At 66.5% G+C, this 24097-nt stretch carries 23 protein-coding genes; 5 read left to right on the top strand and 18 right to left on the bottom strand.

Translation table 11 applies throughout. The features are described 5' to 3' along the window. Positions 1-99 precede the first annotated feature (99 nt). From P5G46_RS15075 to P5G46_RS15055, 5 genes are all read right to left on the bottom strand, one after another. Positions 100-876, bottom strand: a complete 777-nt coding sequence (locus P5G46_RS15075) for an FHA domain-containing protein (RefSeq protein WP_076677893.1) — start codon at positions 874-876, stop codon at positions 100-102. After that, complete coding sequence (locus P5G46_RS15070; RefSeq protein WP_408905983.1) at positions 873-6443, bottom strand: helicase; 5571 nt, start codon at positions 6441-6443, stop codon at positions 873-875. The genes P5G46_RS15075 and P5G46_RS15070 overlap by 4 nt, the downstream gene beginning before the upstream one ends. A gap of 173 nt (positions 6444-6616) precedes the next feature. After that, a complete protein-coding gene (locus P5G46_RS15065) occupies positions 6617-7090 on the bottom strand; it encodes a hypothetical protein (RefSeq protein ID WP_076677824.1) in 474 nt (157 codons plus the stop codon). A gap of 271 nt (positions 7091-7361) precedes the next feature. Further along, complete coding sequence (locus P5G46_RS15060; protein ID WP_146185273.1) at positions 7362-7889, bottom strand: hypothetical protein; 528 nt, start codon at positions 7887-7889, stop codon at positions 7362-7364. Further along, on the bottom strand, positions 7886-8476 hold the full coding sequence (locus P5G46_RS15055; protein WP_076677903.1) for a recombinase family protein: 591 nt from the start codon (positions 8474-8476) through the stop codon (positions 7886-7888). The genes P5G46_RS15060 and P5G46_RS15055 overlap by 4 nt, the downstream gene beginning before the upstream one ends. A 285-nt stretch (positions 8477-8761) precedes the next feature. Here P5G46_RS15055 and P5G46_RS15050 point away from each other — a divergent pair, with 285 nt between their 5' ends. The 3 genes from P5G46_RS15050 to P5G46_RS15040 are packed head-to-tail and all read left to right on the top strand — an operon-like array spanning position 8762 to position 10220. Beyond that, positions 8762-9088, top strand: a complete 327-nt coding sequence (locus P5G46_RS15050; protein ID WP_058233674.1) for an ArsR/SmtB family transcription factor — start codon at positions 8762-8764, stop codon at positions 9086-9088. Beyond that, the gene (locus tag P5G46_RS15045; RefSeq protein WP_058233649.1) at positions 9085-9696 is read left to right on the top strand and encodes a cadmium resistance transporter; all 612 of its coding nucleotides are present in this window, start codon (positions 9085-9087) and stop codon (positions 9694-9696) included. The genes P5G46_RS15050 and P5G46_RS15045 overlap by 4 nt, the downstream gene beginning before the upstream one ends. Beyond that, complete coding sequence (locus P5G46_RS15040; protein WP_058233650.1) at positions 9693-10220, top strand: signal peptidase II; 528 nt, start codon at positions 9693-9695, stop codon at positions 10218-10220. The genes P5G46_RS15045 and P5G46_RS15040 overlap by 4 nt, the downstream gene beginning before the upstream one ends. Positions 10221-10301: 81 nt before the next feature. On the opposite strand, the gene P5G46_RS15035 is transcribed toward P5G46_RS15040, so the two are convergent. From P5G46_RS15035 to P5G46_RS15000, 8 genes are all read right to left on the bottom strand, one after another. Next, positions 10302-11174 carry a F510_1955 family glycosylhydrolase gene (locus P5G46_RS15035; protein WP_256334330.1) on the bottom strand — a complete coding sequence of 291 codons (873 nt, stop codon included), beginning with the start codon at positions 11172-11174 and terminating at the stop codon, positions 10302-10304. 64 nt (positions 11175-11238) lie between these two features. Next, complete coding sequence (locus P5G46_RS15030) at positions 11239-11841, bottom strand: DUF305 domain-containing protein (protein WP_058233676.1); 603 nt, start codon at positions 11839-11841, stop codon at positions 11239-11241. 88 nt (positions 11842-11929) lie between these two features. Next, positions 11930-12397, bottom strand: coding sequence for a DUF6153 family protein (locus P5G46_RS15025; RefSeq protein WP_076677829.1), 468 nt, complete (start codon positions 12395-12397; stop codon positions 11930-11932). Positions 12398-12487: 90 nt separating this feature from the next. After that, the gene (locus P5G46_RS15020) at positions 12488-12892 is read right to left on the bottom strand and encodes a four-helix bundle copper-binding protein (RefSeq protein ID WP_076677831.1); all 405 of its coding nucleotides are present in this window, start codon (positions 12890-12892) and stop codon (positions 12488-12490) included. 92 nt (positions 12893-12984) lie between these two features. Continuing rightward, entirely contained in the window at positions 12985-15135 is a 2151-nt protein-coding gene (locus tag P5G46_RS15015) for a heavy metal translocating P-type ATPase (protein WP_083709105.1), read from the bottom strand. After that, positions 15132-17438 (bottom strand): heavy metal translocating P-type ATPase, encoded by a 2307-nt coding sequence (locus P5G46_RS15010; RefSeq protein WP_083709106.1) that lies wholly within the window; start codon positions 17436-17438, stop codon positions 15132-15134. The genes P5G46_RS15015 and P5G46_RS15010 overlap by 4 nt, the downstream gene beginning before the upstream one ends. Continuing rightward, positions 17435-17758, bottom strand: a complete 324-nt coding sequence (locus P5G46_RS15005; RefSeq protein WP_058233654.1) for a cation transporter — start codon at positions 17756-17758, stop codon at positions 17435-17437. Before P5G46_RS15005 ends, P5G46_RS15010 begins: the two co-directional genes overlap by 4 nt. Before the next feature lie 28 nt (positions 17759-17786). After that, entirely contained in the window at positions 17787-18068 is a 282-nt protein-coding gene (locus P5G46_RS15000; RefSeq protein WP_058233655.1) for a metal-sensitive transcriptional regulator, read from the bottom strand. An 89-nt stretch (positions 18069-18157) separates the two neighbouring features. Between P5G46_RS15000 and P5G46_RS14995 the strand changes: the two genes are divergently transcribed. Both P5G46_RS14995 and P5G46_RS14990 read left to right on the top strand, forming a co-directional pair. Beyond that, positions 18158-18535, top strand: a complete 378-nt coding sequence (locus tag P5G46_RS14995) for an ArsR/SmtB family transcription factor (protein ID WP_076677834.1) — start codon at positions 18158-18160, stop codon at positions 18533-18535. Next, positions 18532-19203, top strand: coding sequence for a cation diffusion facilitator family transporter (locus tag P5G46_RS14990; protein ID WP_058233657.1), 672 nt, complete (start codon positions 18532-18534; stop codon positions 19201-19203). Before P5G46_RS14995 ends, P5G46_RS14990 begins: the two co-directional genes overlap by 4 nt. 71 nt (positions 19204-19274) lie before the next feature. On the opposite strand, the gene P5G46_RS14985 is transcribed toward P5G46_RS14990, so the two are convergent. The 5 genes from P5G46_RS14985 to P5G46_RS14965 form a co-directional block, all read right to left on the bottom strand. Next, entirely contained in the window at positions 19275-20981 is a 1707-nt protein-coding gene (locus P5G46_RS14985; RefSeq protein WP_167345294.1) for a bifunctional copper resistance protein CopD/cytochrome c oxidase assembly protein, read from the bottom strand. Between the two features lie 236 nt (positions 20982-21217). Further along, on the bottom strand, positions 21218-22201 hold the full coding sequence (ccsB, locus tag P5G46_RS14980; protein WP_239278206.1) for a c-type cytochrome biogenesis protein CcsB: 984 nt from the start codon (positions 22199-22201) through the stop codon (positions 21218-21220). 11 nt (positions 22202-22212) lie between these two features. After that, positions 22213-22665, bottom strand: coding sequence for a DUF4307 domain-containing protein (locus P5G46_RS14975; RefSeq protein ID WP_256334328.1), 453 nt, complete (start codon positions 22663-22665; stop codon positions 22213-22215). Further along, positions 22662-22988, bottom strand: coding sequence for a M23 family metallopeptidase (locus P5G46_RS14970; protein WP_239278227.1), 327 nt, complete (start codon positions 22986-22988; stop codon positions 22662-22664). Before P5G46_RS14970 ends, P5G46_RS14975 begins: the two co-directional genes overlap by 4 nt. 535 nt (positions 22989-23523) lie before the next feature. After that, positions 23524-24097, bottom strand: a 574-nt coding sequence (locus P5G46_RS14965; protein WP_408905982.1) for a copper resistance CopC family protein, incomplete at its 5' end; no start/stop codon positions are given.

The raw sequence follows: 24097 nt of genomic DNA, 5'->3' as shown, positions 1-24097 counted from the left end.
ACTCAATGCGGGGGTGCGCAGATTCGACAACGCGGGATGCTGGTCTTCGTAGGGTACGCAAAGACCTGCACCGGGTGTGGGAGAAATGCCCGCGCCCGGTTACCGCGCCCGCGTTGCTCGAGGAGCCGGAATGGTTACAGTGAATGAGCGATCGCCGATTTGAAGGCGCGTGCCGGTAACGACCGTTCGGGCGTGTCCGGGGGTCAGGTCGATGGGGTCTTTTCCGGGTTCGGTGACGGTGGTGCCGTTGGCCGAAGACTGGTCGGTGACCCAGAGTGTGCCGTCGTGGAACGACAGGATGCAGTGGGATTTCGACACTGAGCGCGCGGGGTCATCGACGGTGACGGTCGCGTCGACACCTTCGGCGTCCTCGGGAGGCCGGCGCCCGAGCAGGATGGTGCCGCGGATGATTTCCGTGGAACCGTCGTCAAAGGTGATCATGGCGCTGCGCACGCGCGAGCGACGTTCACCACCGCTGGTGAGGTCGAAGTCGGGATCAATGTGGGGCGTGGGCGCCGGCACTGTGTCGGCGGCAGGCTCGGGGAGGACTGCTGGTGTCGCCGGGAGTTCGTCGACGGTTTCGCGGATTGGCTGTGCGGGTTCCTCGTCCACCGCGGGTTCGACCACGGGGGCGAGGGCGCGGGCGTGCTCCCTGTCGACCGTGACGGCGCCGTCTGGGTCGATGGTGAGCATGAGGGAGGTGCCCGTGTCGATCGCGTGGGCGTACTGCCGTTGACCGGTGGTGGCGGTGTACGCCACCAGCACCTCGACGGCTTGCGCTCGCGCGGCGTCAGAGTCCGCTGCGGTGATGGGCACACTCTGGCCGGGGAGCGTGACTACGCCCGTGCCGTCTGTATCGATGCTGACGTTCATCATGGGGCATCTCCTTCCGTTGCGGTCGAGGCGTAGACGAGTGTCTCGTCGACCTTCTCGCTGATGACGTAGACCGTCGTGGTGAGCGCTGCGAGCGGCGACTCGGATACTCCGGTGGTGAGAGTGGTGAACGGCTCCGAGCTCGGCGTCGTCGCGCTGGCGTCGACGAGGACGGCCTCGTTGCTCTCGGTGCCGTAGACGGTGGAGCCGGATACGGCGACGGGGGTCATGCGGCTCGGGAGCGCGACGGCACGTGGGGCGGCGCTGTAGTCGATGAACGCTTCGCCGAGGGTGAGCGTTTCGGCGTCGGCGGCGTGGATGGGAACGTCCTGGGCGGTGATCCGGGCGTTCATCGGGGCGGTAAGCGTGATCGTGTTCGACGGGAGGTCGACCAGTGTCACGGTGAGAGCCGGTCGCTGAGACCACACGACGATGAGAGTGTCGTCGTCGGCCGCGGAGATCAGCAGCGGGGCCCCTTCGACACCTTCGGGCCGGGGGAGCGGCTTCTTCACGGGCGCTTGATCGGCGGTGAGCGTCCACCACGACTCTTCGTTGGCCGCGATGATCCCTTCGCGGCCCGACAGGATGGGGACCGCTGTGACGGGCACGTCCGTCAACGTGAGACCGTCGCCGGTGAACAGGCCCGCGGTCTGGTTAGGCAAGGTGATTAGCGGCTGTGAGCCGAGGTAAGTCACCTCTGCGCTGCGGCCGACGTTGACTTCCACAGGAGCCACCGGGGACCGATCCGTATCGAGCGGCCAGAGGGTGAGCGAGGACTCGCCCGTGGCGAGGACCGGGCGTCCCTGCACTTCGGAGGCGTGTACGACGTCGTTCGCGCGAGGTGCCTGGGCGCCGCGCCATGTGACGGCGCCGGTCGCGGCGTCGACGAGATTCAGCTCGCCGCTGTCCGTGGTGATCAGCAGCCGCTGGTCGTCGATGAGCCGTGGTTCGCTGCGTGGGGCGATCGGCAGCGACCACGCTGCTTGTTCGGAGAACCCGGGCGGGACCAGGACCGGGATGTTCGCCCCGGCACCTGGGGGGCCGGGGTCGGCGGTGGCCACGGGGGCCGGCGCCGACTGCAACACGACAGCGAGAGTCGCGACGGTTCCTCCGACGACGATCACTACAGCCGGATCGACGGTGACGCCGATGCCGGGGGCGTCTTCGAGGGTGAGCCTGAGCATGTTCTTTCCGCCCGTGGTGGCGTAGTACTGGCGCTCGGTGTGCGCGGTGATGACGTGCCCGCCGATGGAGCCGATGCGTTCGGGAACGGGGATGGCAGTGCCGTACTGGAGGCCGTATCGGTGGGCCCAAGCGCCGAGAGCTTCCACTGCTTCTGATCGGCTGGTGTAGGTCCGTTCGCCGAGCTCGATGCGGAACTTGTCGCCGCTGACATCGGTGGAGCGGGCGGCGGCTTCACGCAACTGGGCAACGATCTGCTGGCCGCTGTCGATCTCCTTCACGGCGCTGCTGCGGCGTGTGCTCAGGGACGATTGGGCGCGGTGGTGCGCGGTCTCCTGACGGCGGAGTTTTTGCAGCGCCTGGTCGGCTTGCGCCTTCTCCAGGATGAGCGGGTTACCGGATGCCAGGGCCTTCGCCTCCGACGCGCTCATCGCGGACTCGCCGATGTCCTCGATCTCGCGCGAGTCCAGCCGGCCCCGCATGATTTGGTTGATGAACTTCGCTTTCCGCTCGACCGTTTGGTACGAGTAGGCGTCGAAGCTGCGCTCGACGACGTACCGGTAGATCGCCACCTCGTCGTTCTGGTTGCCCTGGCGGATGCCGCGGCCGTCGCGCTGCTCGAGGTCGCTGAGACGCCACGGGCAGTCGACGTGGTGCATGGCCGTGATGCGGTCCTGGACGTTCGTTCCGACGCCCATCTTCCCGGTCGATCCGATCAGCACGGCGACGTGTCCGCTGCGGGCGGCGGCGAATAGCCGGCCTTTCTCGGCGTCGTTCTTCGCTTCGTGAATGAAGCGGATCGAGTCGGCCGGGAGGCCGCGTTCGGTGAGCTTGGTGCGTAGTTCGTCGTAGGCATTCCAGCGGCCTGCGGCGGGGGTGCTCTGGTCACAGAACACCAGCTGCAAGCCGCCCGTGATGGGCGAGGGTTCACGGGTGGTGCTGTCGGTGAAGATGAGATCACGTTCGCGTCGCCAGTGCTCGGCAACGCGGTCAGCAACGTAGTCCAGCTTGCCGAGCCCATCGGGCTCGACGCCGGGACGCACCAGGCGCATATCGAGGGCGGCGGCGCGGCCGTCGCCGGAGATTTTGAGCATGTTGTCTTCGGTGGGCGACACCTGCTTGGCGCGCACCCGCTCCGCGCGGTCGGCGATCTCTACGATGTACTCCTGCATGGCGGGAGACGGCGGGATGACGACGGTCGCGTGAGCGCGCTCACCGTCGCTGTCACGTGCCGCGATCGCGGGGGTGGGGAGGTTGAGGTCTTCCGCGGTCTTCACGTCGGCGAACACGTGCCACATGCGCAGCATCTCGGGGACGTTCTGGAATTTCGCGAATCGGGTCTTCACGCGGAAGTCCCCTGCGGGCCCCATCTCCAACTCGGTGACCTGTTCGCCGAACGTTGCCGCCCACCCGTCGAACGAGGTGATGCCCGCCTCTTCGAGCAGGTCCGGTCGGAGGTAGCGCTGCATCACGTAGGCCTCGGTGACCGAGTTGGCCAGCGGCGTTGCGGTCGCGGCGGTGACGACGCGATCGCCGTGTTGGCTGCGCAGATACTCCAGCTTCATGTGCAGGTCGGTGGCCTGCTTCGATCCGACCTTGCCCGCGTCTTGGATGTTCGACACGACCGTAAGGTTCTTGTACATGTGCATCTCGTCGACGACGACGTAATCGATTCCCGTGCTCTCGAACTCCAGACCGGGGTCGCGTGGGATATCGGCCTTTGCTCGGTACGCCTGCTCTGCTCGGAGGATGGCTTTCTCGATCTGCTTGATCGACTTGGCGTCCTCGCCCTGCGCGTCAGCGAGGGCGGCGCGAAGCTGGTCGGTCTGCGCCTGGATGTAGTCCGCTTCGAACTGAGGCGAGAGGGGAATCGTCTTGAACGCGCTCTGCGTCATCAACACGGCGTCCCAGTCGTTCGCCGCGGCGCGTGCGACGAAACGACGTCGTTTGTCCCCGGTGAGATCGGCGGTCGACGCCGCAAGGATCTTCGCCTGGGGGTACATCTGCAGCCACTCACGGGAGAACTGCTCGAGCATGTGGTTCGGGAGCACGACGACGGGCTTGTTCACCATGCCCATGCGCTTGAGCTCCATCGTGCCCATCACCATCTCGGCGGTCTTGCCCGCGCCGACCTGGTGGAACAGCCCCACCGCGGGTTCGGCGATCATGCGCGCGACCGCGCCGCGCTGGTGCGGGCGTGGCGTGAAGCTGCTCGCGAGCCCTGGCAGCGTGAGGTGGTCGCCGGCGGCGGAGTAGTCGCGGAGAACGAGGCTGTTGAAGCGGCGGTTGTACTCGTCGTGCAGGCGGGCCGCACGCTCGGGTTCTTCCCATACCCATTCCGCAAACCGTGCCTGTAGCGCCTGGCCTTTCTCCTGCGCGGCTTCCGTTTCCACGGCGTTCGGGATCTGGCGTTCCCGTCCCTCGGCGCCCTTGATCGTGTCGTGCACGATCAGGTTGCGCTGCTCCATGAGTGCTGCGGCGATGTCGGTAGCGGGGCGCCGATCGGTGCCCCACTCGTTGGTGGCGCGAATGCCCCACCGCTGCCCGCGCACGTCCCACTTGCCGGGAAGAGGGTTCTCCACGGTGACGCTGTTGTCCTGCAGGATGTCGCGCAGGAAGGCTTGGTGCGTAGGAGCGTCGATCCACACGGCGCCGAGACGGGGCTCGATTTCTTCCATGCCGATGGGTTCGGGCATCACCTCGCGAAGCGCGGTGACGTTCACCTCGAGAGCCAGGTTGGTTTCGGCGGCGGCGACGGCTTCTTCCAGCTTCGTGCGGACGTTCCCCGAAAGGTACTCGGGGGCCGGCACGATGCCACCGGTCGCGGGGTCGTCGTAGACGAGTGTGCCGAGCTGTTCGCGGGCGTCGGCTTCGTCGACGCCGAGCAGGTCGGCGATCACGGCGAGGTCTGCGCTGCCGGTGCGATCCAGGCTCAGGGCGAGTGCATCTTGAGCGTTCTCGGCGCCCTGCGCGATGTAACGCGGCGCCACCACACGTTCCGTGAGAAGCGTGGCGGGCACGGCGGTGCGGGTCTGTTCGTCGAAGCGCTCCAGCGCCAGCGTGAGCGCCGCGAACGGGTCATCTCTCATGAGACTGACCGCCTTCGGCATGACCCGCGCGAGGATCTCTTCTCCGGTCTCCGCGCCGACGCGGCCGGTGGAACGTTCGTTGAACCGGTTGATCGGGCCGTAGGAGTCGACGTAGGCGCGGTAGTCGGCGAGCAGCGCCTGACGCTGCGCCACCATCTCGTCGGTGTCCTCCGACTCGCGCGCCTCCCGTGTGACCAGGGCGCGAGCCTGGTCACGAAGCCCGAGCAGTGCTGAGAGTTCTCGCGCGTGGGTGCGGGGCACCTTCAGCTGCGTCAGCGCGCCGTCTGCGACGGTGGCGAACTCTCCCCCGCCTTGGTCGACGATGGTTCCGTCCCACAGCGCAGGATCGGCTGTGACACGCGTTTCCCGCTCGACGAGAACGTCGGCGCTCGGCGCCGCCATGGTGAGCCCGCGTTCGATGCCGCTGGTCGTGATGTCGGTGAGGGCGGCGTCCAGCTGCGCGGCCGCGGTTGCGAGATCTCCGCGGACCTGCAGCGTGGTCGAGCCGTGGATGCCGGTTCCCACCTCGAGCGCGCCGAGGATGTGGTCTGGTCGGTTGTCGAAGTAGGAGTTGACGTAGATCTTCTCCCCGTCGATGAGCCGCGGGGTGACGCTCTCCCAGGTCGCGTCCGCGGGCTCGGCGCCGGGTTCGCGTCGACGAAGGATGAGGAGATCCGTGACGGCTTCGGTGCCGGCGGCGCGACGGTGTGCCCCAGTGGGCAGGCGCACCGCGCCCACCAGGTCGGCCATGTCGCTCATCTCGCGGCGGGCGGCGGGGTTCTGCGCGTCGAGCGTGAACCGGCTTGTCAGCACGGCGACGAGCCCGCCCGGGCGCGTAAGGGCGAGGGACTTGATGATGAAGTGGTTGTGCATCGAGTGCCCGCCACGGTTGTGCGTGGAGTCGTGCAGCGCGACGTCGGCGAACGGGACGTTGCCGATCGCGGCGTCGAACGATGCCCGCGGAAAGCGGGTGTCCGCGAACGACTCGGTGCGCACATCTGCGGCCGGATAGAGCCCGCGCGAGATGGAGGCGGTGAGCGGGTCAAGCTCGATACCGGTCATCTCGGCGCCCACCGGCGCCATGCCCATGAATGTCCCCGCGCCGCTACCCGGCTCGAGCACGCGCCCGCCCTCGAAGCCGAGGCGCTGCATCGCCGCCCACATGGCGTCGACGTAAGCGGGGTCGGTGTAGTGCGCGTTGATGGTCGTGCGGCGCGCGGCGGTGAGCTCCGCGTCCGTCAAGAGGCTCTGCAGCTGCTCCCGTTCACGCGCCCAGTCGTCGCGGCGTTCGTCGAACACCTCCGGGATGGCGCCCCAACTCGACCAGCGCGCGAGCGCGGCCTGTTCATCGGCGGTAGCCGGCCGCTGCTCTGCATCGAGCCGACGAAGGGTCTCGATGGCGGCGATGTTCGCCTGGAAGCGCGCCTTGACACCCGAGGGTGCCAGATCGTCCTGCGCGGCAGGACGGAAGCTCAGTACCCCTCGGGAACCTTCGCTTCCAGTTCCACGATCCGCGCCAACGTCTGCTGCATCTGCGCCAGACGTTCCTCGTACACCGCCGTCAGCAGCGCCGAGTCCGGGTCGCTCTGATCCTCCTGCAGGTACCGAATCTGCCGCTCGAGCTCCGCCCGATCGGGAAGCTCCCCCAGTTCCTGGGATGCCGCTTCCGTCTCGTCGTACTCCACCTGATCCGGCGTCAACCACACCAGATCGCTCAGCGCCCGCTCCTCCGCCTGCTTCCGGTAGGCGTTCAGCAGCGCCACCTGGTCCAGGTAGTCCGGGGACGGGCGATGCTGCCCCTCGAGAATCCGAGAGAGGGTCGTCACCCGATCCGCTACCTGCTCCCCCAGGCTCTCGAAGAACTCGTCCGGGTTCTCCAGCTGCGCCACTCTGCTGGGTGCGTACTTCGTCCAGTGCTCGCGTGCGAGCATCCCGTACCGGTTCATCGCGAACCTCCGTGTCCTCGTCGAAGTTGAAGTCCAGTTGCCCGTCGACGAGCTGCTGCTCGACGGGCGCGGGCGGCGCGTTCCGCGCCTGCTCGATGCTTTGGTCGGCCTGTTGCTCGGACAGCCCCCACAGGTCGAAGACGCCTTGCCCTTCGTGTGGCCGCTGCGCGCGACGACGTGGTGCCATCTCTGCCCCCCTCGATCAGCCGTGTGATCGAGGCTATCGACAGCCCTCCGGAAAGGCGCGGGGCCTGGCCCCTTGGGGAAGAGATCATGCGTCCGCGCTCACCTGTAGGCGCCCGCGCAGATGCTTGACGGCCTGGGACCCGTCGAATGACGCGATATCCAGCGCTTCGGGGTACTGGTCCCCCGGCATTGTGACGTAGGCGGTGAACACGGCAGGGGTGTCGCCGGGATTGAGCACGCGATTGGCGACGACGCCGTTGCCCTGGACAACCTCGTACTGAAAATCGTGCTCGAGGTGCCCCTTGTACTCGGTGCGGGCCCGGGTCATGCCCGTCCGCCTGTTCGACCAGAACGCGGTGTCGTAGGCCATGCGCGGGATCTCCCGCGGGCGGCTGCCCTCGTTCTGCATGTACACCGACACCGCCCACGTGCGGTCGATGACGCGGTCCTTGGACACCCGGGCATCGGTGAACTTCACCGTGAGGCCGTCGAGCTTGCCCGGTTCCGGGCTGCGATAGAGCACCTTCGGCACCCACACGCCCATGGTCGCCAGAGCACCCAGGAGAATGATCCCGCCGACGACGAGGCCGACGATCCTGAGCGTTTCCATCACTCCCCCACCCTCTGAGCGCTGCGCGCCTGATGGCGCGCCTGGGCTCGGTAGACGCCCGTGCGTGACGTGTTGAACATCTGCGCGATCTCCGCGACCGCGAGATCGCCCGCGGCCATGTGCTTGGCGATGTTCTCGTCCTGGCGTTCGGTCAGTTTCGGGCGCCGGCCTTTCAGCTTCGCGCGGACCTTTGGTCGCGCCATAGCCTCGCGCGTGCGCAAGCTGATCCACCCGCCTTCCGCCTCGGCGACGGCGGCGAGGATGGTGAAGAACAGCTTCGCCATCGGGTCCTTCGGATCGTATGGCGTGGTGCCGTTCTGGAAGATCACCCCGGCATCCGTCAGTCGGCGGATCACCTCGAGCGCTCCTTCGGTGTTCCGCGCGAGACGGTCGAGTGCGGGAACGACGAAGGTGTCGCCCTCGCGCACCGCGGCCAGGGCGTTGTCCAGCCCGGTCCGGGTCATTTTCGCGCCGCTAAAACCGACATCGCTGTAGATGCGGTCCTCTGGCACGCCGAGCTCGAGCAGCCGAGCCACTTGCCGCTCGGCGTCCTGCTCGATTGTCGAGACTCGCGCGTATCCCACCCTCATAAGCGGAGCGTACCGCATAGGTTACCCTTAACGGTATGGGCAACCGGACGCCTATGCGGTACGAGTGTCCCCCGCGGGATTTCGCGGAATCCGTGTCGCTGGGCCGCCGGCCCCTGCCGTACCGGATAGCGATCCCCATCCGGACACCATTCGCACCGGGGTTTCGCATCACATCTACCCGCCAATCCACGGGATCTTGCCGACGACCTCGGGGTTGGTGCGAAACCGATCGGTTTTGCACGCCCGGTGTTCATCGGTGAAAACCGATATGATCGGCGGGTGACGATGACACAAGATCTTGCAGCTGCCGTCTCCCTGTTCCACTCTCTTGCCGATCACAGTCGCCTGTCGATACTGCGTCGGCTGTCAGCCGGTGAAGCTCGGGTGAGGGACCTGACCGATGAGCTCGGCTTGGCGCAATCGACCGTGTCGGAGCACGTTGGATGCCTCCGCGAATGCGGGCTTGTCGTTGCCCGCAGTGAGGGCCGGCAGAACTTTTACTCTGTCTCCACTCCTGAGGTGATCGATGTTCTCGAAGCGGCCGAGCGCCTCCTCGCCGCGACGGGTTTCAAGGTCGATCTGTGCAAGACGTACGGGAGCGACGCCCGATGATCGGAACCATCGTGGCTGCCATCGGCCTGTTTGCGGCGACGAACATTGACGACATCGTCGTCCTCACCGTTCTGTTTCTCGCGTCCGCACGCGGAGCCCTCCCGGGATGGAAGGTCGTGGCCGGGCAGTACCTCGGCTTCATCGCCCTGGTCGCAATCAGCAGCCTCGCCGCCGCGGGCCTGACCATCGTCCCGGACGAATGGGTCGGGCTGCTGGGCCTGGTCCCACTTGCGATCGGTGTGTACGGGCTGATTCGTACGCTCCGACGTCGCGGCGACGATGACGACGACGACGAAAGCTCCATCAGCGCCGGGGGCCTGCTCGGAGTTGCCGGCATCACCATCGCAAACGGCGCCGACAACATCTCGCTGTACACCCCTGTGTTCCGCACCAACCCGGTTCCGGACACCATCGTCACCATCATCGTGTTCTTGGTCCTGGTCGCCGTGTGGTGCCTTGTCGCCCGCTTCGTAGGTACCAGCAAAGCCGTCACAGAAGCCCTCGAGAAGATCGAGCACTGGCTCGTGCCGGCCGTGTTCATCGGGCTGGGCCTGTACATCCTGATCGAGTCCGGCGTGATCGTTCGCCTCATCGAAGTCCTGTCGTGAGCAGATTCACACGCCTCCTCGCTGCCGCTGCTGCCGTAGTTGCCGCCTTCACGGTCGACCAACTCACCAAAGCGTGGGCCCTGTCCTACCTCGACGGAGGCCGTGATATCGACCTTGGACTGGGCGTATCCCTGCGCCTCGTGTTCAACCCTGGGGTCGCATTCGGTCTCGGCGGCGATGTAGGAGCGCCGCTTGTCGTCGGCGTTATGGTCCTTGTCGCCGCGCTGCTCACGTGGATCGTCATCCGAGTGCTGCGGAGGCAGAGCATGGGCGCTACTGCGCTGCTGGCTGCCGCCGCCGGCGGCGCGATCGGCAACCTGTGGGACCGCACCACACGCGCTGAAACCGGACCGCTCAGCGGAGAGGTCGTCGACTTCATCGCTGTCGACTGGTTCGCCATCTTCAACGTGGCTGACATCTTCACAACCCTCGGCCTGCTCGGGTGGGCAGCCTTGTATCTGCTCCGTCGAGACCACGCTCCCATCAGCGGGAGCACCGGTGACGGTTCCCAGCACCGCGGCTGATCTGGGAACGAGGAGGGCCCGCACGGGTATTCGTGCGGGCCCTTCGCGGGTGGCGGAGGGCGGTGCCCGCCGCGATGCGCGTTACTGCTGGTAGGGGATGAGGCTCAGGCCGCTGTCATCGACGACGAGGATGTCGCCGTTGTTGGTGATGGTGACGGCTTGGGCGGTGCCGTGGATCGTTCCGACTTCGAACCAGTTCTGCGCTCCCGCGGTTGTGGCCCAGATCCGTCCCTGGGTGCCGATACCGACCACGCGGTTGTGGTCCGGGGAGGCGCTGAGCCCGGCAAGAAGGGGAGCATCCGGCCACGCCTGAAATGTGGCAGCCCGATCGGTGCTGACCAGCAGACCGTCCGCGGTGGAGGCCATCACTCGCCCCGCTGCGTCAACGGCGAGCGACATGGCGTAGACGGGTGCCCCGGTGGGCTGCCAGGAGACACCGCCGTCTGTGCTGGTGAGCATTTCATTGGCGTCGGTGGCGACGCCGTAGAGCGTTCCGCGGGGGTCCGCGGCGAGGGCGTGAAAGTCTTTCTCGCCTGTGAATGCGGTGGGTTGCCAGCTCTGCCCGTTGTCGGAGCTTCGGATGATGCCCAGGTTGGGGGCTCCCAGCTCGGGCGGGGTGGTCCGACCGGGGTGGCCGGATGCCACGAGTGTGTCGTCAAGGACGGTCAGGCCCATCGCGTCGAAGTCCGTCTTCGCCAGGCGGGCGCCCAGCTCACCGTCACGGGTGACGGTGAAGATGCCCTCGTGGGTTCCGATGAGGAACCCATCGGTGGCGGGGTCATCAACGATGCCGTGCACGTGCGTGAGCGGCTGCTCGGGGTGGTCGTCACCTGTGAGGGACGGTGAACTGGCGCAGCCTGCGAGAGCAAGCGCGACCATGGGGACGAAGGCGGCCAAGGACAGGGCGCGGGTGCGGGAGCCCGGCGCGGTGAGGTTGGTGTGGTGGTGCTGCATGGGGGTGCGTTTCGTCTGATCCGGTGGTGGGGTGCGGTGGCTTTCCGCGCCCCACCACGGGTGATCAGAGAGTGGCCAGAAGCTCCTCCATGGTGGCGATCTCGGACGTTTGCGATTCGACGATCTGGTTGGCCAGGGCGACGGCGTCACTGTTTTGGCCGTTGCCGGTTTCTTCTTGCGCCATCTCGATCGCACCGCGGTGGTGCTCGATCATTTGCTGGAGGAACAGGCGGGCAGCGTCCGTACCGGTGGCCTGCTCGAGCGACTGCATGTCTTCTTCGCTCATCATGCCGCCGCCGTGGTCCATGCTGCCGGTGTCGGGGGCGCTGGCGCCCCAGTCCTCCAACCAGCCTTCCATCTGCGCGATTTCAGGTTCCTGGGCGGCCTTGATCTGCTCCGCCAGCGCGGTCACCCGCTCGTCGATGCCGTCTTTGGCCAGGAGGGTGTCGGACATCTCGATCGCTTGCGTGTGGTGCTCGATCATCATGGTGGCGAACATGACGTCCGCTTCGTTGGCGTCAGCAGATTGCGCGGGGGTAGCGCTGCTGCTGCTTCCGTGGTCCATTCCGGGCATGCTGCCGCCGGAGGTGGTTCCGCCGGAGCATCCGGCGAGGACGAGAAGGCTGGTGAGGGTGAGCGCGGCGGTCGCCGCGGCGCGGGTGTTCATGGTGGTGTTCTCCATTAGTCAGTGATGAGGCGCGACGGTTGTCGAGCCGGAAGGTGCGTTGCCCGCATGGAGGCGGGCGGACGCGTCATCACGTGCGACTGATGCAGAGAACGGTAAGTGAGGGCGGCGGAACCGGGTGGGCCGATGCGGGCGATCGGGGGTGGATCATGGCGAGTACGTCGTCTCGCAGGGTGATCCGCCAGCCGATCCGCAGCCGCGCGAACAGGATCACGCTGACAAGCAGCGCGAGAACGCAGACCATCCAGGTCATCGCGTGATCGTCGCCGCAGTCGGTGCAGCCTGCATGATCCGTGGCGGCGGTGGTGGTGTTCACCGCTGCGGTACCGGGAGAGGCGTCGTGGTGGGCGCTGGGTGGTGCCGGCTCGGCGCTGACGGCCACCGTGCCGCCGTGGCCGGCGGTGGTGGCGTGGGTGTTGAGGGAGTGCATGGCCAGGAGCCCCGCGATGACGGCGCCGACGACAGCCAGCATCATCAGGAGGGTGCGGGTGACCGCGCGCTGGCCACGCAACTGGTGTGCAAGGGCAATCAGCGACATTCTCACCTCCTGATGGATTTCTAGGCTAACTTTTCCCGGCAGTGACGGCGGGCTCTGGACCCGTCGGGGTGGGTCGTTGGTGTGCCGCGGTTACAACGCCGCGAGAAGGTCGGTGCACGCCTGCTCACAGCGACGGCACGCCTCTGCGCAGACGCGGCAGTGCTCGTGCATGTCGGCGTGCTGCTCGCATTCCTGCGCGCAGGAGGCACACGCGGTGCGGCACGCCTCCACAACAGCGCGAACCACATCGGCGTCCACCGTCGTCTGTCGAGAAAGCACCGCACCGGTCGCGGCGCATACGTCGGCGCAGTTGGCGTTCTTGGTGATGCACGTCACCAGCTCGGCCACCATGTCCTCCGACAAGCAAGCGTCGGCACACGCGGTGCAGGTCTGCGCGCACTCGATGCACGCCTGGATACAGCGGGCGAGGGCGTCCGCAGCGTCAATGGTTCCGGCCTTGGGGTGCGTGGTGAGCATCTGGTCAACAGCAGTCATGGTCGCTGGTCCTTTCCCGGGGACCGTCCCCGGCGCCTGCCACGATAAAAGCGGGCGCCGAGCGCGACCCGGGGGTTGCGGGCGCGGGGAAACTACTTCGCGGCGACGGCTTGCGGGCTGAGGTCGAGCCGGCGAAGAAGTTGCGCGTTGAGTGCGACGACGATCGTGGACAGCGACATCAGGATCGCTCCGACGGACATGGGGAGGACGAACCCGATAGGGGCGAGCACTCCGGCGGCGAGGGGGACGGAGACGAGGTTGTATCCGGCGGCCCACCACAGGTTCTGCTTCATCTTCCGATAGCTGGCCCGCGACAGGTCGATCACGGACAGCACGGAGCGGGGGTCGTCGCTGGCGAGGATGACCCCGGCGGACGCGATGGCGACATCGGTGCCCGCGCCGATGGCGATACCGACATCGGCTTGCGCGAGGGCGGGTGCGTCGTTCACCCCGTCACCAACCATGGCGACCTTGCGGGATTCGTTCTGAAGCTGCTTGACCTTGGATGCTTTGTCTTCGGGGCGGACCCCGGCGAAGTAGCGGTCGATGCCGAGGTCGGCGGCGACGGATGCGGCAACCGCTTCGGCGTCTCCGGTGATCATGACCACCTGCACGCCCCGCTGGTGCAGCGCGTCGACCGCGGCGCGCGATTCAGGGCGGATCTCGTCCGCCAGGCGCAGCGCTCCTGCCACCTGCCCGTCGATGAGGACGTGGAGGATGATCGCACCCTCGTTGCGCCACTCGTTCGCGATCGACCGCTCAGCGGCCTTCTCCTGCTCGAGCATGTAGGGGCCGCCGACCTGGACGGTGCGCCCGGTGACCTGCGCGCGGACACCGACGGCCGGTGACGATTCAAAGTCGTTGGAGGAGGGGACGGTGAGCTGCTTCTCTTTCGCGGCGTTCACGATCGCCCGAGCAAGGGGGTGTTCAGAGTCCGCCTCGGCGGCGGCGGCCAAGGCCAGCAGTTCGTCTGCATCGACCCCTTCGGCAGGGTCGATCGCGGTGACGGCCGGCGTTCCCTTGGTGAGTGTGCCGGTCTTGTCGAACAGCACCGTGTCGACGGTGCGCATGCTTTCCAGCGCGAGACGGTCCTTGATCAGAACACCGCCGCGCGCGGCACGCTCCGTGGCGATCGACACGACGAGCGGGATCGCCAGTCCCAAGGCGTGCGGGCAGGCGATGACCAGAACGGTGATGGTGCGGATGACCGCTTCGTCGGGGAATCCCACCAGGGACCACACCAAGGCGGTGACCGCGGCCGCGCCGAGCGCGAACCAGAACAGCCACCCCGCAGCACGGTCCGCGAGCCGCTGCGCGCGAGAGGAGGAGTTTTGAGCCTCAGTGACGAGCTTTTGGATGCCCGCGAGGGCGGTGTCCTGCCCGACCGCGGTGATTTCTACGCGAACTCCGGAGTCGGTGGCGACCGTGCCGGCGACGACCTGATCGCCGTCGCCGCGGCGAACGGGGCGGGATTCTCCGGTGATCATCGACTCGTCCATGCTGGCCGAGCCCTGCACGATCCGCCCGTCCGCGGGAACCCGCCCACCGGGGCGGACCACAACCACGTCACCGACCTGCAGCTCAGCGGGGGCGACGGTGACGGTGGTTTCCCCGTCCACCTTCTCGGCCTCGTCGGGCAGGAGCGCGGCGAGGGAGTCGAGGGCGGAGGTGGTCTGGGCGAGGGATCGCATCTCGATCCAGTGCCCGAGAAGCATGATTACGACCAGCAGCGCCAGCTCCCACCAGAAGTCCAACTCGTGGTGCAACAGCCCGAGGCTTGCCCCCCAGGACGCGAGGAACGCGACGGTGATCGCGAGGGCAATGAGAAGCATCATGCCGGGCTTGCGGGCGCGCAGCTCGCTGACGGCGCCGGTAAGGAACGGGGCGCCACCCCAGACATACATGACGGTCCCGAGAATCGGGGACACCCATCCCACCCACGCCGCGTCCGGCAGCGGGTAGCCGATCAGCATCGAGAACATGCTGGAGAAAGCCACGACCGGCACCGCGAGAACCAGCATGATCCAGAACAGCCGCCGGAACCGGGCGACGTGATCACCGTGACCGGCGTGACCGCCGTGGTCGGCGTGACCGTGCCCGGCGTGCCCCGCCGCAGGTGCCCGATCATCCGTGCCGTGCGGGTGGCCCATCGCTACGTGGTCGTGTACTGCCGTTGCCGCCGGAGCGTTGTGGCCCTGGTGGTTCGTGCGGGCCGAGTGGTTGTGATGTTCGTGCTGGCTCATGGGAGCCTCCTTCGCTGGGTGCGCCGCCACGGCGCACGATTCAGGTTCGGTTGGGGCATGGGAGTGCGGGCGATGTGCACGGGTGCCGGCTCGGGGCGGAACCGGCGCAGCCGGAGGCTGTTGGTCACGACGAACACCGACGACAGCGCCATGGCCGCCGCGGCGACGAGCGGGTTCAGCAGCCCGGCCATGGCGATCGGGATGGCGGCGACGTTGTAGGCGAAGGCCCAGAACAGATTGCTCTTGATGGTGCGGAGGGTGCGGCGGGAGAGTCGGATCGCGTCGGCCACGACGGTCAGGTCGCCGGAGACGATCGTGATGTCACTGGCGGCGATCGCCGCGTCCGTGCCGCCCCCCATCGCAAGGCCGAGGTCGGCTGCGGCGAGGGCCGCGGCGTCGTTGACGCCGTCACCGACCATTGCGACCACGTGGCCATCGTTTTGGAGCCGGCGGATCACTTCGAGCTTCCCGGCGGGGGTGACGCCGGCGTGCACGTCGGAGATGCCGACCTCAGCGGCGATCCGTGCGGCCGTGGTGTCGTTGTCGCCGGTGAGGAGCACCGGGCGCAGCCCGAGTGCGCGGAACAGTGCGATGGCGGTCGAGCTGGTCGGCTTCACCGTGTCCGCCACGCCGATCGCGCCCAGGTACCGCCCGTCGCGGCCGACCGCGATTGCGGTACTGGTACGAGCGAGCGTGTTCAGCTCCGCTGCGGCCTCCGACGGTGGGTGGATGCCCCACTGCTCGGCCAGCCAGGAGGCGCGGCCCGCGACCACCGCGGCGCCGTCCACGATCCCCTGCACACCGAACCCGGCGTGCGAGGCGAAGCTGTCCGCATATGCACCAGGCGCGGTGGCGGTGATCGCGCGGGCGACGGGATGCTCGGAGCCCGCCTCGACCGCAGCGGCGACCCGCAGCAGCTCGTCCCGGGTGACACCAGGGGCGGGGTGAACGGTGGTGACGGTCATCTTGCCGGTGGTCACGGTGCCGGTCTTGTCGAGCACGATGGTGTCGACGGTGCGGGTCTGCTCCAGCACCTGCGGTCCACGGATCAAGATTCCCAGCTGCGAGCCCCGGCCGGTGCCCACCAAGAGGGCGGTGGGGGTGGCGAGGCCAAGCGCGCACGGGCACGCGATGATTAGTGTCGCGACCGCGGCGGTGAACGCTTGTTCCAGCGATGCCCCAGCGATCATCCAGCCGACGAAGGCGGCGGCGGCAAGTCCGATGACGATCGGGACGAACACGGCCGACACCCGGTCAGCGATGCGTTGCACCTTGGCCTTGCCGGTTTGGGCTTCCTCCATCAGCCGGCGCATGCGCGCGAGCTCGGTGTCGGCGCCGACCCGGGTGATTTCTACGGTGAGGCGGCCGCCGACATTCACCGTCGCTCCTACGACACGCGACCCAGTCGTCACCTCGACGGGGACTGATTCTCCGGTGAGCATGCTGGCATCGACGGCGGAGGCACCATCGATCACCAGCCCGTCGGAGGGAATCTTCTCCCCCGGTCGAACGAGCACAGTGTCTCCGACCGACAGCTGCGCGACCAGCACCATCCGTTCGGCGCCGTCGACGAGCTGCGTGGCGTGCTTCGCGCCCATCTCCAGCAGCGCCCGTAACGCCTCCGACGATGATTTCCTCGCGCGCGCTTCGGCATACCGCCCGGCCAGGATAAAGACGGTGACCAGCGCGGCCACTTCCAGATAGATTTCGTGGCCCCCGGCCTGCGGGGTACCGACGAGGGTGAACGTCATCGTCATGCCGGGCACGCCTGCGCCACCGAAGAACAGCGCGTAAAGGGACCACCCGAATGCGGCGATGACGCCAACGCTGATGAGGGTGTCCATGGTCGCCGCGCCGTGTCGGGCGTTGACGGCCGCGGCCCGGTGGAACGGCCACGCGCCCCAGACCGCCACCGGGGCGGTGAGAGTGAGGGCAAGCCACTGCCAGTACTCGAACTGCAACGCCGGGACCATCGACAACACTGCCACCGGCAGCGACAGGGCGGCACTAATCAGCAGACGCCGCCGTAGCGCCCCGACCTCGCCGTCCTCTCGGTTTGGGGTGTTCTCATCGATATCACCGCTCGGTGGCGGTGCGGGGAGAGCCGCCTGGTACCCCGCGGATTCGACGGCGGCGATCAGGGTGGCAGGGTCGACGTCGTTCCCGCGAACACGTGCTTTTTCGGTGGCGTAGTTCACCGTTGCTTCCACACCGGGAAGCTTGTTCAGCTTGCGTTCAATCCGGGTCGCACACGACGCGCATGTCATCCCGGAAATATCGAGTTCGACGTCGACCGCGCTCATGCGGGTGCGCCGGCCAGGGTGTAGCCGGCCTCCTCCACCGCGGCCCGCACTGCGGCGGCATCGATCGGGGTCAAGCTGTGGATGGTGACGCGCGACGTACCGCCGGCGTTGAGGTCTACCGTGACATTCTCGACACCGTCGATCGCAGTCAGCTCCTCCGTGACGCTCGACACGCAGTGCGAGCATGTCATTCCGGTCACCAGGACGTCTTCTGTCACCGTCGCCGCGGTGGACGCGGGTGCGTCTGTCGCTGCGGACGTGGCGCAGCAAGCGCAGCCGGCGTTGGTGTCTTTCAGGCCGAGGTCGATGCGGTCGGTCATGATTTGCTCCTCTGGGGTCGGTGCGGGATCAGGAACGGACGAGCCGTGCAATCGCGTCGTTGGCCTCACGAATCTTCTCTGCGGCAACCTGGCCGCCCTCTGCGCTCGCCTCCGCGACGCAGTGGCGGAGGTGATCCCCGAGCAGGGATAGAGCAACCGTCTCCAAAGCCTTCGTCGCGGCGGAGACCTGCGTAAGGATGTCGATGCAGTACTTGTCTTCATCGACCATTCGGGCGATCCCTCGTACCTGACCCTCGACGCGACGCAGCCGCTTCTGGAGGTCGTCTTTGTTGCCCTCGTATCCGTTCACCTAGATACCATACCCCCCTAGGGTATGTAGCGCAACACTCCTATTCATCCCCCTGCGCGCGTCCACCGGAGTGGGCCGCCCAACCGGGGATGATTATTCAGCAAGTCCTGTACTGTCGACACGTGTCCACAGCCACTGCGACTGCCACCGTGACGCATACCGCCGCGCTCGCGCGCCTCGGCCACGCGCTCTCCGACTCCACGCGCGCGGGCGTGCTGCTGGCACTGCGGGAAGCACCCGCCTACCCCTCCGACCTAGCGGACGCTCTCGGCGTCTCCCGACAGGTCATGTCGAACCAGCTCGCGTGCCTTCGAGGGTGCGGGCTCGTGGAGGCTGTGCCGGATGGGCGGCGCACCTGGTATCGGCTTGCTGACTCTCACCTCTCACCCGCCCTGGACGAGCTGCTACGCGTCGTCCTCTATGTCGAACCGGGCTGCTGCGCCGGAGAAAGCTGCACCTGCGCATGACCACCACCACCCCTCGCCCCACAGACGACCGCCGGCACACTCTCCAACGCCGCATCAAGTGGATCGTCACCGCGACGATCGCCTACAACCTCATTGAGGCCGTCGTCGCCATCACCGCCGGCACCGTCGCCTCATCGGCTGCGCTGATCGGGTTCGGCCTGGACTCCACGATCGAAGTCCTCTCGGCGGCAGCCGTGGCCTGGCAGTTCACCCGCCGCGACCCCGAGCGGTGGGAGAAGGGCACGCTGCGCGTTATCGCCGTGGCGTTCTTCGCCCTTGCCGCCTACGTCACCGCAACGTCGGTGCTCGCGCTCGTGGGCCAAGTCGACGTGCAGCACTCCACTGTCGGAATCGTGCTCACCGCGCTCAGCGTCGTCATCATGCCATTCCTCTCGCTGGCGGAACGACGCGCGGGCCGCGAGCTGGGATCGGCAACCGCTGTGGCCGACTCCAAGCAGACCCTCATCTGCACCTACCTGTCCGCCGCGGTTCTCGTCGGCCTCATTGTCAACAGCCTGTTCGGCTGGTGGTGGGCCGATGCGATCGCCGGACTCGTCATCGCCGCCTTCGCAATCCGAGAGGGTATCGAGGCATGGCGCGGCGACGCCTGCGCCACCTCCGTGGGAATGCTCCTCGAGGAAGAGCACGACGACGACCATCACCGCTGAGCGGGTAGAGCACCTCAGATCAGCCATGACGGCTTCTGTCGCACGCCGCATGAGGAATCTAGGACGTCGTTCTACCGCGCACGGGAGAGGAACACCACCCACCCACCCAGAACGACCGCGATCGCGGAGCCAGCAGCCAGCACCACTCCACCGAAGTCTTGGTCTTCGGCTGGTGCTCTACCCCAGGTGCGGCCCATCGCACCGAACCAGTCGGCGGCTACTAGACCGGCAGTAGAGATGTACACAGATACAACCGCCATCGCCACAGCTAAACCGACGACCATCAGCAGCTTCATCTGTGTCGGCCGGCGGCTGGACCCGTCACCACCTATCAAGCCACGCACGAGCAGAGATCCCACGACGAGGGTTGCTGCCGTCGCCATTTGCCGCCCTAGGAGATCCCCTACTGTCCAACGGAGGAGGTCAGAACTGAAAAGCAGCCAAATCAACATCGCGGTGGCCGGGACAGCGACCACGGGTGCCGAAGCGAAACGCACACCTCGCGAATGCATGAGCACCTGCGCCCATTCATACCCTCCCCTGCTGCCGTCTTCGCGGCGATGGGCTGCCTTGCGGGCGAGCTCGATTGGCGCCCCGGCTGCGAGAAGGGGCACCACCCCGACAAGGAGAATGACTATCCCAAGAACGTGCGCACTGTAGATGTAGCTACGGTAAGCGCCCAACGCTCCGCTAGTGACCCATACCAAGAGGAGCGTCCCTGCCACCCACGCGGTCGCCCGCCAGGGGTTCCATCGGTACCCACGCGCCTTTAGCCGCAGCACAGCGCTCACGTAGAAGATGAGTCCGAGCACGGCGGCAACTAACCACAGCAGGTCGGGGCTCCACGCCGTGAACCAACGCGACATAGTCCACTCAGGAGGTAGCGGAGCGCCGGTGAGTACCTCAGCGGGTGTGAGCGCGCCTGCAGGTTCGGGGAGAATCGGCGGCGGTGTTCTCGCGAGAGCGGCAGCCGCTCCACTAGCCATCCCCATCAATCCCAACTCCGCACACAACAGCAGCCAGAAAGTCTTGGCGTCGCTGGGGTTGGCGCGCATCCTTCGGAGTAGACGCAGTCGGTAGATCGCCCCCAGAACACCGATGGCGGTGAGGGCTACAACCTTGACGATGAGGATGAGGCCGTAAGGGGAGGCGAGAGCACCGAGAGTTTCTAGGCCGATGGCGGCTCGAACCGTGCCCGAGAACGCGACGAGCGCGAAGGCAATAACGGCGATGGTGGAGTACCGCATCAGAACTGTCGCCATCTCACTCTTGGAAGTGACGGAACGAATGATCGCCAGCAGCAGCAGACCACCGAGCCAGACCGCTGCGGCGATGAGGTGTATGACGATGGCTGTCGTGGCTTGCTGGTGAGAGGCCTCATCACCTGAATGGCCTTGTGTTCCCATCGGGACAAGCGCTGCCAGCGCGAGAAGTGCCACGGTTGCTGTCCCGCCCCACGAACGCACCGCAAATGTGAGCACCGCGAGAATGGCACCCGCGATGGTCGTCATCAACCACACACGTCCCCCCTCGGTCTGCACGAGGTACCGGCCAAGCTGAGACCCGAATTCGGGACCGGCATTGAACGCGGGGTTGAAGATGACCATGAAGCTGAAGAAGCCAGTAGCAGCAGATGCCACAGTGAAGATGGCGGCACATACCGCGGCAACATCCAACGCCAATTCAAACCCGCGCTGTTCGACGCGCAACGTGAACAAGGCGACAAAGAGCGCCCCTCCCATCCCCGCGGCGCTCATGTTTACGACGAGCTTTGACACTGGCAGCCCCCACCTTGCGAGGGGCCCTGCGTCGGCTAGTTGCAAGGGGGCAGCGCCACCGCCGACTGCGAGAGCGCACACCAAGGCAGCGACTGCGCTGACGACGAGGATGATGAGCGCAATCACGCGGTACACGTTCCAACGGCGCGGTTGCAGAGACGGAAGCCGCGTGGAGCCAGGTGACCCCACCGTCACCGTCGGGTGGGCGCGCCCAAGCTTGGCGCCGGAAGTAGGCATCAGTTCAGCCCCGAATAGGCATGCAGACCCTTAAAGAACATGTTCACGGCAGTGAAGTTGAATAGCACCGCAGCGAACCCGACGATGGACAGCCACGCAGAACGGTTACCGCGCCATCCACGGGTGGCACGGGCGTGGATGTACCCGGCGTACAGCACCCAGATGATGAAAGTCCACACCTCTTTGGTATCAAAACCCCAGAAGCGTCCCCAGGAGTCGTTTGCCCAGATGGCTCCGGCGATCAGGGTGAAGGTCCAGAAGATGAAGCCAATGATGGCGAACCGGTAAGCCAGGGCTTCCAGATCTTCAGAGGTGGGCAGGGTTCGAAGCAGGCCCCGCCGCGTGTTGACGGAGGGGCGATTCTCGCGCCGGTGTTGCAGAAGTTGCGTCACGGACAGGCCGCACGCGATGGCGAACAGCGCAGTCGCAAGGGAGGCCACGAAGACGTGGATGACAAGCCACACGCTTCGCAGCGGGTCCATCAGAGGGGTGACTTCGACGTAGAACGCCAAGGTCGCACCACCCAGAAGAAGGACGACCATCCCAAGCAAGAAGGAGCCGAGGAAACGCAGGTCGTACCACCGAAGGACGAAAAGGAACACGCCGACGATGAGAAGGGTGCCGGTGAGTGCGAATTCGTACATGTTCGCCCACGGCACACGAGCTGCGGCGATGCCTCGGAGGACATCCCCGCTCAGCTGCAGCGCGAATCCCAAAATGGTGAGGGCGGTTCCGATACGTGCCCATACGAGACGTTCGCGCTCACGTGGCGGCACTTGCAATTGCACCGCGGCCGCCGGGGGCGCCACCGGTGGAGCCACGTCCCCGACCGTCACGAGTTCCGCAGCGGGCGCCTCGACGCGAGACACGCGCACGGCAAGGTCGATGGCATACGCCGCAAAGGCGAGCGCGTAAACGCCGATGGCCGTCCACACCATCAGCAGGGACAGCCCATCAAGGGTGAGGGCGGATGATTCGGTCACGGGTGGAATCCTTAGATTGTCCAGCACTCTTTGACGGTGCCGGTGGTTGCCAGGGCGAGAGTCGGAACGCGCTCGGTGAAGGATCGAGTGGTCTCGGGGAAGGGGGCGTACTCGACGACCCGCCACCCCACGACGCCGAAATCCTCGTCCAGGGCTTGGATGGCGCACGCGAACCGTGCGCCGGAGGGAGGGGTGGCTTGAAAGGACACCGTCACAGCCCGCTCATCGACGACGAGGTAGCCGGTCTCGGCGATGGAGATGTCGTCCAAGCTATTTTGAAGTGTGATCCAGACCAGGTAGGCAATGGCAGCCACCGCGAACACAGCAACACTGATCCAGAAAGCTCGGCGACGCCAGGGAAGCGAAGTGCGGCCGTATCGATCGTCGAGTTTCTTTTGCAGTGCCGTTCGCTGCGGTGCGGCGCGGCGCCTGCCGCCGCGCTTTGTAATGGCGCGTTTAGTCACTGAGCATTCGCTTCCAACCACGCCAGGGAATCCACGGTGACGTCGTTGACGGACACCTCGAAATGCAAGTGGTTTGCGGTGGAGCGGCCTGTGCTTCCGACGAGTCCGAGGAGTTGGCCCGCCTGCACTTCCTGGCCGCTGCCGACCTGCCGGGTGTTGTACTGCATGTGCGGGTAGACGGCCCGGATACGTTGGCCGTTGACGACGGACTCAACGGTGACAGCGACGCCGTAGGCGCCATAGCTCTCGCTCGAGACATCGACTGTCCCGGCCACGGACGCGTAGATTGGCGTGCCGCCCGCGGTCACCATGTCGGTGCCCATGTGCGCCCCGCCTCTTGCTCCGAATTGGTCCGTGACTCTGAACGTCGAGGTCAATGGCCAGCGCACAACCCCGCTACCGGCGGCGAGGACGGGGACTGCGCGTTCAGCAGCGAAGGTGGTAGCGGGCCGAGCTGCGCGTGCTGCGGCGGCCGCGGCCGCCGCAGCCTCTCGCGCCTTTTTCTGATGAATTTCTTCCTGAGACGTCGCTGCGTAGCTCTGCCTGTCCAGGGGCGAAGCGGGGAGCGCGGAGGACACGGTGAATTGTTGTGAGTCGTCCGCAGCGGCTTGCTGCAAGGTCGGCTCGGAGTCCGTGACAGGTGAGGCCGCGTACGCCGGCAGCGCCAGAGGACACATGAGCGCCAGCGCCAACGCACTCGCAACAAGCGGGCGGGCGCGCATTGCGCGCGCGGCCTCAGGACCGTGGGAGCTCCGCGCCTCACGCATCCTGAACTCATCAGCGTGGCGCCGTTCCCTGCGCGTTAGAGGGCGTGACTGGTGTGTCGACCAAATCTCACTGCTCATTGACGGTGTTCCTTCACTGCCCCACCTGCTGCTGTCGTCGACGCCGTCCGGACGAGAAAAGCACAAGCGCCGCCGCGCCCAGAATGACGACAGCGACGCCAGTCACTAACAGCGGAAGACCGATTCCGCTCCGTGGCTCTTCGACCTCCGCCACGGCGTCTGCTGTCGCGCTTTGTTCTGGTGTCGACGAGATGGCCGGGCTCTGCTCAGATGAGGAGGGGGCACCCGTGGTTGCAGAGGGGTCCGGTTCGGCGGACGCCGTGGGCGTTACGGGAGCGTCAACCGTGAACGCGTACTCACCGCTGATGGGGTGACCGTCGCTGGAGACCACGCGCCATCGCACCGTGACTACGCCTGGAGACGTGACTGGCTTCACTGCCTGGGTCACCGTCGTGTCAGCGACGACCGGAGGCGTCAGTGCAACGTTCGCTCCTGAGGAGTCAATCACTTCGACCGCGATGGCGCTGGAGGCGTCGAAGACCTCCCCGCTGTATGTCATTGACACCTCAGCGGGCGTCGCTGAGACGACTGAGTCCGCTGCTGGGGAGGACTGGACCAAAGCGTCGTGAGCACGAGCCGGCGGCGAA

This window comes from Microbacterium mcarthurae, assembly GCF_046064585.1.
Classification (GTDB): domain Bacteria; phylum Actinomycetota; class Actinomycetes; order Actinomycetales; family Microbacteriaceae; genus Microbacterium; species Microbacterium mcarthurae.
Note: the sequence above shows the minus strand (reverse complement) of the source record. Positions and strands in the feature narration are given on the sequence as shown.

Excerpts from the sequence above, each read along its gene's own strand:
- P5G46_RS15075 (WP_076677893.1), bottom strand. The coding sequence starts at position 876 with ATGATGAACGTCAGCATCGATACAGACGGCACGGGCGTAGTCACGCTC.
- P5G46_RS15065 (WP_076677824.1), bottom strand. The coding sequence starts at position 7,090 with ATGAACCGGTACGGGATGCTCGCACGCGAGCACTGGACGAAGTACGCA.
- P5G46_RS15055 (WP_076677903.1), bottom strand. The coding sequence starts at position 8,476 with ATGAGGGTGGGATACGCGCGAGTCTCGACAATCGAGCAGGACGCCGAG.
- P5G46_RS15050 (WP_058233674.1), top strand. The coding sequence starts at position 8,762 with ATGACACAAGATCTTGCAGCTGCCGTCTCCCTGTTCCACTCTCTTGCC.
- P5G46_RS15045 (WP_058233649.1), top strand. The coding sequence starts at position 9,085 with ATGATCGGAACCATCGTGGCTGCCATCGGCCTGTTTGCGGCGACGAAC.
- P5G46_RS15035 (WP_256334330.1), bottom strand. The coding sequence starts at position 11,174 with ATGCAGCACCACCACACCAACCTCACCGCGCCGGGCTCCCGCACCCGC.
- P5G46_RS15030 (WP_058233676.1), bottom strand. The coding sequence starts at position 11,841 with ATGAACACCCGCGCCGCGGCGACCGCCGCGCTCACCCTCACCAGCCTT.
- P5G46_RS15025 (WP_076677829.1), bottom strand. The coding sequence starts at position 12,397 with ATGTCGCTGATTGCCCTTGCACACCAGTTGCGTGGCCAGCGCGCGGTC.
- P5G46_RS15020 (WP_076677831.1), bottom strand. The coding sequence starts at position 12,892 with ATGACTGCTGTTGACCAGATGCTCACCACGCACCCCAAGGCCGGAACC.
- P5G46_RS15015 (WP_083709105.1), bottom strand. The coding sequence starts at position 15,135 with ATGAGCCAGCACGAACATCACAACCACTCGGCCCGCACGAACCACCAG.
- P5G46_RS15010 (WP_083709106.1), bottom strand. The coding sequence starts at position 17,438 with ATGAGCGCGGTCGACGTCGAACTCGATATTTCCGGGATGACATGCGCG.
- P5G46_RS15005 (WP_058233654.1), bottom strand. The coding sequence starts at position 17,758 with ATGACCGACCGCATCGACCTCGGCCTGAAAGACACCAACGCCGGCTGC.
- P5G46_RS14995 (WP_076677834.1), top strand. The coding sequence starts at position 18,158 with ATGATTATTCAGCAAGTCCTGTACTGTCGACACGTGTCCACAGCCACT.
- P5G46_RS14990 (WP_058233657.1), top strand. The coding sequence starts at position 18,532 with ATGACCACCACCACCCCTCGCCCCACAGACGACCGCCGGCACACTCTC.
- P5G46_RS14970 (WP_239278227.1), bottom strand. The coding sequence starts at position 22,988 with ATGGGCACCGACATGGTGACCGCGGGCGGCACGCCAATCTACGCGTCC.